The organism is Pseudomonas sp. B37(2017) (assembly GCF_002112885.1).
Lineage (GTDB): Bacteria > Pseudomonadota > Gammaproteobacteria > Pseudomonadales > Pseudomonadaceae > Aquipseudomonas > Aquipseudomonas paraglycinae.
Map to the genome: position 1 here is coordinate 1,359,721 of NZ_NEIX01000001.1, position 7,182 is coordinate 1,366,902.

8 protein-coding genes are annotated in these 7,182 nt (G+C 64.5%); 7 read left to right on the plus strand and 1 reads right to left on the minus strand.

Going from position 1 to position 7,182, the window contains the following annotated elements; genetic code table 11:
- Positions 1-27: 27 nt before the first annotated feature.
- From CAF90_RS06205 to CAF90_RS06235, 7 genes are all read left to right on the plus strand, one after another.
- Positions 28-783 (plus strand): SDR family oxidoreductase, encoded by a 756-nt coding sequence (locus tag CAF90_RS06205; RefSeq protein WP_085604956.1) that lies wholly within the window; start codon positions 28-30, stop codon positions 781-783.
- A 31-nt stretch (positions 784-814) separates the two neighbouring features.
- On the plus strand, positions 815-1,228 hold the full coding sequence (locus CAF90_RS06210; RefSeq protein WP_085604959.1) for a cupin domain-containing protein: 414 nt from the start codon (positions 815-817) through the stop codon (positions 1,226-1,228).
- A 71-nt stretch (positions 1,229-1,299) separates the two neighbouring features.
- Positions 1,300-2,391 (plus strand): HlyD family secretion protein, encoded by a 1,092-nt coding sequence (locus tag CAF90_RS06215; protein WP_085604962.1) that lies wholly within the window; start codon positions 1,300-1,302, stop codon positions 2,389-2,391.
- Positions 2,388-3,947 carry an MFS transporter gene (locus CAF90_RS06220; protein WP_085604965.1) on the plus strand — a complete coding sequence of 520 codons (1,560 nt, stop codon included), beginning with the start codon at positions 2,388-2,390 and terminating at the stop codon, positions 3,945-3,947. The genes CAF90_RS06215 and CAF90_RS06220 overlap by 4 nt, the downstream gene beginning before the upstream one ends.
- Before the next feature lie 61 nt (positions 3,948-4,008).
- Positions 4,009-4,524 (plus strand): GNAT family N-acetyltransferase, encoded by a 516-nt coding sequence (locus CAF90_RS06225; protein WP_085604968.1) that lies wholly within the window; start codon positions 4,009-4,011, stop codon positions 4,522-4,524.
- 37 nt (positions 4,525-4,561) lie between these two features.
- Positions 4,562-5,602, plus strand: a complete 1,041-nt coding sequence (locus CAF90_RS06230) for a GSCFA domain-containing protein (protein ID WP_085604971.1) — start codon at positions 4,562-4,564, stop codon at positions 5,600-5,602.
- Positions 5,571-6,260, plus strand: coding sequence for a hypothetical protein (locus CAF90_RS06235; protein ID WP_164872140.1), 690 nt, complete (start codon positions 5,571-5,573; stop codon positions 6,258-6,260). Before CAF90_RS06230 ends, CAF90_RS06235 begins: the two co-directional genes overlap by 32 nt.
- Before the next feature lie 45 nt (positions 6,261-6,305).
- On the opposite strand, the gene CAF90_RS06240 is transcribed toward CAF90_RS06235, so the two are convergent.
- Positions 6,306-7,175 carry a TauD/TfdA family dioxygenase gene (locus tag CAF90_RS06240; RefSeq protein WP_085604974.1) on the minus strand — a complete coding sequence of 290 codons (870 nt, stop codon included), beginning with the start codon at positions 7,173-7,175 and terminating at the stop codon, positions 6,306-6,308.
- Positions 7,176-7,182 lie beyond the last annotated feature (7 nt).

Consider the following 7,182-nt stretch of genomic DNA (forward strand, 5'->3'; position numbering starts at 1 on the left):
GTTGCCGTCGGCAAGTGGAGAGATGCCATGAAGATCGTCGTTATCGGAGGCACCGGCCTCATCGGATCGAAACTTGTGAACAATCTGCGCGAACGCGGCCACGACGCCCGCGCCGCCTCCCCTAACACCGGCGTCAACAGCATCACCCGCGAAGGCCTGGCCGAAGCGATGGACGGCGCCCAGGTGGTGGTCGACGTTTCCAACGCCCCTTCGTGGGAAGACCAGGCCGTACTAGACTTCTTCGAGAACTCCACCCGCAACCTGCTCGCCGCCGAAGCCGCCGCCGGGGTTCGCCATCACGTGGCGCTGTCGATCGTCGCCAGTGAGCGCTCGCCTGCCAACGGCTACTTCCGCGCCAAGGTCGCGCAGGAGAACCTGATCAAGGCGTCGAGCATTCCGTACACCCTGCTGCGGGCCACGCAGTTCTTCGAATTTGTCGGCGGCATCGCCCAATCCGCCACCGTCGGCGAGGAAGTGCGCCTGTCCCCGGCGTTGATTCAGCCCATGGCTTCTGACGACGTCGCCGCTGCACTGACAGATGTGGCACTGGCAGCGCCGATCAACGGCACGCAGGAAATTGCCGGCCCCGAAGCCATGCCGCTCGACGAGCTGGTCCGGCGTTTTTTCCGCGCCACCCACGACACCCGCAAAGTGATCCCGGACGTGCACGCCCGTTACTTCGGCGATGTGCTCGACGACCAGTCGCTCACCCCCGGCAGCAGCAATCCACGCCTGGGCCCAACCCGCTTTGAAGACTGGCTGGCGAAATCGACCCAGCGCTGAAACACCCCACCTGATTTGAAGGAGTATCGCCATGTTCAGCCGAATCCTGCTGGCCGCCACGTTTGCGGCCCTTTCAATCTCATCCGTCTCGGCCGCCGAGCCGCAGGGGGGCAAGGTCACCGTGGTGTTCGACCGCGCCCTGCCCAACGTCCCCGGTAAATCCATGAGGGGCGTGCTGGTGGAATACGCGCCTGGTGGATCGTCGCCGGCGCACTTTCATCCGAAGTCCGCGTTCATCTACGCCACGGTGCTAGAGGGCGCCGTGCGCAGCAAGGTCGGCGACGCGCCGGAGAAAGTCTACAAGGCCGGGGAAAACTTCGTCGAACAACCGGGTGATTTCCACGCGGTGAGCGCCAATGCCAGCACCACCGAACCGTCCCGTCTGCTGGCGGTGTTCGTGCTCGACAGCAGCGAGACCGAACTGGTCAAACCCGTCAAGCCGTAACCGATCCATTCGCCAATCCACCTTCGGCAGCCCGACTGCCGGAGGTGTCGGCTTTGAGCAGGACGCCGATCATGAACGCGCCCCAGCCCACCACCGCCAGCACGACGCAGTCCGAAACGACGCCCGCGACACCGCGCCAAGGCAAGCGCAAGGCGGCAGGACTGCTGTTGTGCGCCGCCGCTCTGGCGATTGTGGCGGGCGGTTATGCCGTGCTGTACGGCGGCAAAAGTATCTCGACCGACAACGCCTATGTGCGTGGCGATGTCACGTCCCTGGCGGCCAAGGTTGCCGGCTACGTCACCCGCGTCGAGGTGCGCGACAACCAGTCGGTGCAAAGCGGCGACGTGCTGTTTCGCATCGACGATCAAGACTATCGCGCCCGCCTCGCCCAGGCCGAAGCCAACTTCAAGTCGGCGCAGGCGCGCCTCAGTGATGTCGATGCCCAGACGCAACTGCAACATGCGCAGATCCGTCAGGCCGAGGCCGAGCGCCGCTCCGCCGCCGCGCAGATGAACCTCGCCGGCAAGACCCACGACCGCAACCGCAAACTGATCGCCAGCAATGCCGTGAGCATGGCGCTGGTCGATGAGACGGCGGTGGCCCAGACGCGCGCCTCTGCGGCGGTGGACGCTGCTTCGGCGTCGGTCGAGGCTCAGCGCCAACGCCTCGCCGTGCTGCTGGCCCAGCGCGGCGCGGCCCTCGCGGCCATGGCGCAGGCCGAGGCGGCGCAGGATCTGGCCCGGATCGACCTGGACAGCACCGTGGTGCGTGCGCCCGTCACCGGGGTGGTCGGTAACCGTCAGGTGCGGGTCGGCCGTTACGTCACGCCGGGGGTGGCCTTGCTCGACATCGTTCCGGTGCAGAACGTTTGGGTCGTGGCCAACTTCAAGGAAACCCAGCTGGAGCATCTCCAGACCGGCCAGGCGGTACGCATCACCGTCGACGGCTACCCCGACGATGCGCTGCAGGGCGTAGTCGACAGTTTTGCCCCCGGCAGCGGCTCGGCCTTCAGCCTGTTGCCGACCGACAACGCCACGGGCAATTTCGTCCGGGTGGTGCAGCGGGTGCCGGTGAAAATCCGCCTCGCCAACAACCCTTTGCCGGGGCGCATCGTGCCGGGGCTGTCGGCGCGGGTCGACGTGGAGCGTGGAGACGGGTCATGAACCGGTCTGCCGCAGCCCGGCCCGGCGTGTTGTTGATGATCGGCATTCTGCTGGCCAGCCTCACCGAAGCGATCGCCGGCACTGCGCTGGTGCTGGGCCGTAACGACATCATCGGTGACACCGCCGCCACACCTGACGAATTTGCCTGGCTGGACATCGGCTACACCGGGTTCAAGCTGATCGGTTTCCTTACGGCGTCGTGGCTGCTGGCGCGCTTCGCCCCGCGCAACGTCATCGTCGCTGCGACCCTGGCCATGGGGTTGGCCTGCGCCATCGCTGCCGGCAGCACGTGGCTCGATCTGCTGATAGCGCTGCGCATCCTGCAGGGTTTTGCCGGCGGCACACTGCTGGTGGCCGCTCAGGTGCTGATCTTTCGCAGCTACCGGCGCCAGCTGCAACCCGCGCTGCAAGCGCTGTTCGCCATCGGTGCAGTGGTCGCCTCCGCCACGTTGACGCCCGCCCTGCAAGGCTGGCTGGTCGACAGCCAGTCATGGAACTGGATTTTCCTCAGCGTCGTGCCGCTGGCATTGGTGGCCAGCGGACTTTTACTCGTCACCGTCACCCCGACACCCGCCCGAGCCAGCCAGCATCCATTCGACGGTCTGGGCGTGCTGCTGAGCGCCACCGCCCTGCTCTGCTTCACCTACGTGCTCAGCCAGGGCGAACGCTGGGACTGGTTCGAAGCGCCGCGCATCGTCTGGCTGACGCTGGTCGGCAGCGCAGCTCTGCTCGGGTTTCTCGGCCAGCAACTGTTGATCAGCGGCAAAGGCGTGCTCGACTTCAGTCTGTTCAGGTCGAGCGATTTCTCGTTCGCCTTTATTGTCAGCTTCGTCGCAGGGGCAGCGCTGTTCGGCAGTGCCTACCTGATTTCGGCGTTTGCCGTGTCAGTTCTGGGTTTTACCCTCACCGAGGCCGGCCTGCTGCTGTTGCCCAGCGGCGCACTGTTTGTCGGCGCGTTGCTGATCGCGGCCTGGCTGATGCAGGCGCGCGGCGTGGCGCCGTTTGCCACGGTGCCGTTTGGCATCCTGATGATCATGATTGCCATGTGGCTGTTGTCCGGTTCGACCCGCGAAAGCGGCAGCGCAGACATGATGGGCGCCATCCTGCTGCGTGGGCTGGGGCTGGGCTTTCTGTTTCTGTCGATCACCCTGATCGCGTTCACTCACCTCAACAGCCGCAACCTGGCGGCCGGCATCGGTCTGTTCAATACCGGCCGGCAACTGGGCGGTCTGATCGGCGTGGCCGGGCTGCAAACGCTGATCGAACACGGGCATGCGGCCAACGCCGTGATCCTGGGCAGCAGCGTCACACCCGGCAGTCCCGCGCTCATCGAACGGCTGACAAGCACCGGCGCCTGGCTGACGGGCAAAGGCATGGAACCTGCGGCGGCGGCCCGTGCCGCGACCAGTCTGCTGGGGCGGACGGTGTCGGAGCAGTCGCTGGTGATCGCCTTCGACAGTGCGTTCATGGCAGTGACGTTGCTGTTTGCGGTGGCGGCGCCGCTGCTGGTGGCGATCAAGATCGGCTTTGCGAAACACGCCGGATCAAACCATTGATCTTTCGCCCCACACCCAGTAAAAAACCGTCTTCCCTTTCCGCCCTTGCAAGGAGCAGCGGATGCTCGAGCTCACCACGCAACGCCTGGACCTGCGCACGATGGTCGAATCCGACTGGCCGCTGTTCCTCAGGCTGCATTCCGAGCCGCAAACCATGCAATACGTGTTCGGTGAAATTGCCGAGGAACAGATTCGCAAAGGCTTCGAGCATCGGCTTCCGGCCTGGGGGCCGCAGTCGGATCACTGGTTGTGTCTGGTCGTGACCGACAGGGCCAGCGGGCAGGAACTGGGCGTGACCGGATTTCGTATCCTGTCTCCGGGGCATGCCGAAGTGGGTTGCCTGCTGTTGCCCGAGCATCAGGGCAAAGGCTTTGGCACCGAATCGCGGCAGGCGATCATCGACTATGCCGCCGCCATCGGCCTGGACTCGTTGGAGTCGACCGTGACCGACGGTAATATCGCGTCCTGCAAGGTGTTGGAGAAATGCGGTTTTGTATTCGAGCGCCGCGTGCCGCAGGCCTATCAGATTGGAGATCAGTGGTTTGACGACCTGATCTACCGCTATCAAATCAGCTGACCCCGTTTTATCAGCGACCGCCAAGGAGGCCCTCGTCGTGAATCCTTATCAATGCCTGCCACCCCGCGCTTTCTGGCGCACCGCCGTGGCTGACAAGCCCGCGCTGCACATCGATCAACTGTGGACGCCGCAGTTCGAGATCGGCAACAAGGACGCCATCGTCACCGCCGGTTCGTGTTTCGCCCAGCACATCGGCCGGGCGCTGGTGGAGCGCGGCATGAACTGGCTGGACGCGGAACCGGCCCCGGCCGAATTGCCCGAAGCCGACTGGAAGGCCCATAACTACGGAGTGTTCTCATTCCGCACCGGCAATCTGTACACCCCGGCGATGCTGTGCCAATGGCTCGAATGGGCGCTGGGCGTGAGTTTGCCACCCGACGAAACCTGGGCCCATGACGGGCGTTTCTTCGACCCGTTCCGCCCCGCCGTGGAGCCCGACGGTTTTGCCAGCGAGGACGCGCTGTTCGCATCGCGCGAAGCCACCCTCGACGCCATTCGCACCGCCCTGCGCCGGGCCAAAGTCTTCGTGTTCACCCTCGGTCTGACCGAAGCCTGGCAAAACCGCCAGACCGGTCTGGTGTATCCCGTGTGCCCCGGCACCGTGCGCGGCACCTTTGATCCGCAGCTGCACCGCTTCTGCAATTTCGGCTTCATGGACACCTATGGCGACATGGTCCGGGCGCTGGAGTTGATGCGTTCGATCAACCCGCAATTGCGCGTTCTGCTCACCGTGTCACCGGTGCCCCTGACGGCGACGGCCACAGGCGAGCATGTGCTGAGCGCCACCACCTATTCCAAATCGGTTCTGCGCGCCGTCGCCGGGCAACTGTGCGAAGACCTGCACGACGTCGACTATTTTCCCTCCTACGAAATCATCACCGGTACACCGTTCAAGGGTGCGTTCTACCAACCCAACCAGCGCGAGGTCACGCCCGAAGGCGTGGCGTTCGTCATGCAGCAGTTTTTCGCCGGGCTCGATGCGGTTCAACCGGTGCACACGCCGGCCAGCGTGCCCTCCACCTGCGTGTCCAGCGAGGAGCTTGTCTGTGAAGACGCCGTGCTCGATTACTACGCCTAGGTTTCTGCTGCTGGGCGACTCCCATGCCGGGGTCATCGGCAAGGCGGCGCAGGCCCGTGAGTTGCCGTTCAGCGGCGGCCCGCTGGGCACCGGCCGGGATTTCGCGATCGACTTTTTCAGCCTGACCCGCCATGACGTAGTGTTCCGGGAGGCCGAGATGGAGCGCCTGTATCGCCAGGCCCTTGAGCCGTTCGAAGTACCGCAACTGGCGAAGGTCGGGGTGCCGCTGGTCAGCACCCTCGGCCTGAGCCTGCACTACCTCGCCACCGCGCCGAACTGGACGTGCTACCAGACACCGGACGGCGAATTCGACGAAGGTTTTCTCGCAGGTCCCCTGTTCGAATCCATCGTCGACACCTTGTCCCGACCTGCGCTGGCGTTCTATGAACAGGCCCGTGCGATGAACCTCAAAGTGTTCGCCGTGCTGCCGCCGCAGCGGGTGCCGGAGTTGTCCGATTCGCGAGTGTTCATGGCGGCGCAGGCGCTGCTGATCGAGCGCCTGCAAGGACTCGGCATCGAGCTGATCGACGTGCGCGCAGCGGCGAACGATGAGCAGGGTTTTCAGCGTTCGGCGTACTGCGAAGTGGATGACCCGCTGCACGGGAATCTGGCGTTCGGCGAGTTGATCGTCGAGCAACTGCTCAAACAAGGTCTGTGAATGACCGGTGGGAACGGTGCCGCCGCTCCCGCCGTTTTTTTAGATTCAAGCTTTCGGCTGCGTCCCCAGAATCGTCACCCGCTCGCCATACCGCGAGTGCGGGAAATAATCCCAGACCGCATGGTGCTGGGTGCAACGGTTGTCCCAGAACACCAGCGTATTCGGCGCCCAGCGCACGCGGCAGCTGAGGACCGGTTCGCGGGCTACCAGATCGAACAGCATGTTCAACAGCACCTGACTTTCACCGCCAGACAACTGGACGATGTGCGACGTGAACCCGGAATTGACGAACAGCGTTTTGCGCCCGGTTTCCGGGTGACGAACCACCACCGGGTGTTCGGTTTTCGGCAGGTTGGCCGGCGCCTCATAGCCCTTCCACGGAATCGCGCCGTCGTGGATCGCCGTCAGTTCGCCAAGAAACTGCTGCATCGTCGGCGACAGCATTTCCAGCGCCAGGTGCATGTTGGCGAACAGCGTATCGCCGCCCGTGCCGATGGCCGGGGTTTCCTTGACGTACAGCATCGAGCCCATGGACGGCGCGAGGTCGGCGGTGCCGTCGGTGTGCCAGGTTTCGCCGGCCACGTAGCGCGATTGCGCATTGGCGCGGATCACCACCAGTTCCGGGTCATCGCCGTCGATGTCTTCCACCGGCAGCGCCCGCAGCTCACCGAACAGCCGGCCAAACGCCTTGTGCTCGTCCACCGTCAGATGTTGATCGCGGAACACCACCACGTGGTTCTCCAGAAAGGCCCGGCGGATTTCTGCGAGCTGCTCCTCGCTCAGCGGTTGCGACAGATCGACGCCGCCGATCTCGGCGCCGATGATCGGCGTGATCCGCTCGAGCGTGATGTGCTGATACGGCGCGCGCCGTTCTGCGGCGATGCGCTCGATTGCCTTGAGTGCCAACTGATCCATGTTCCCT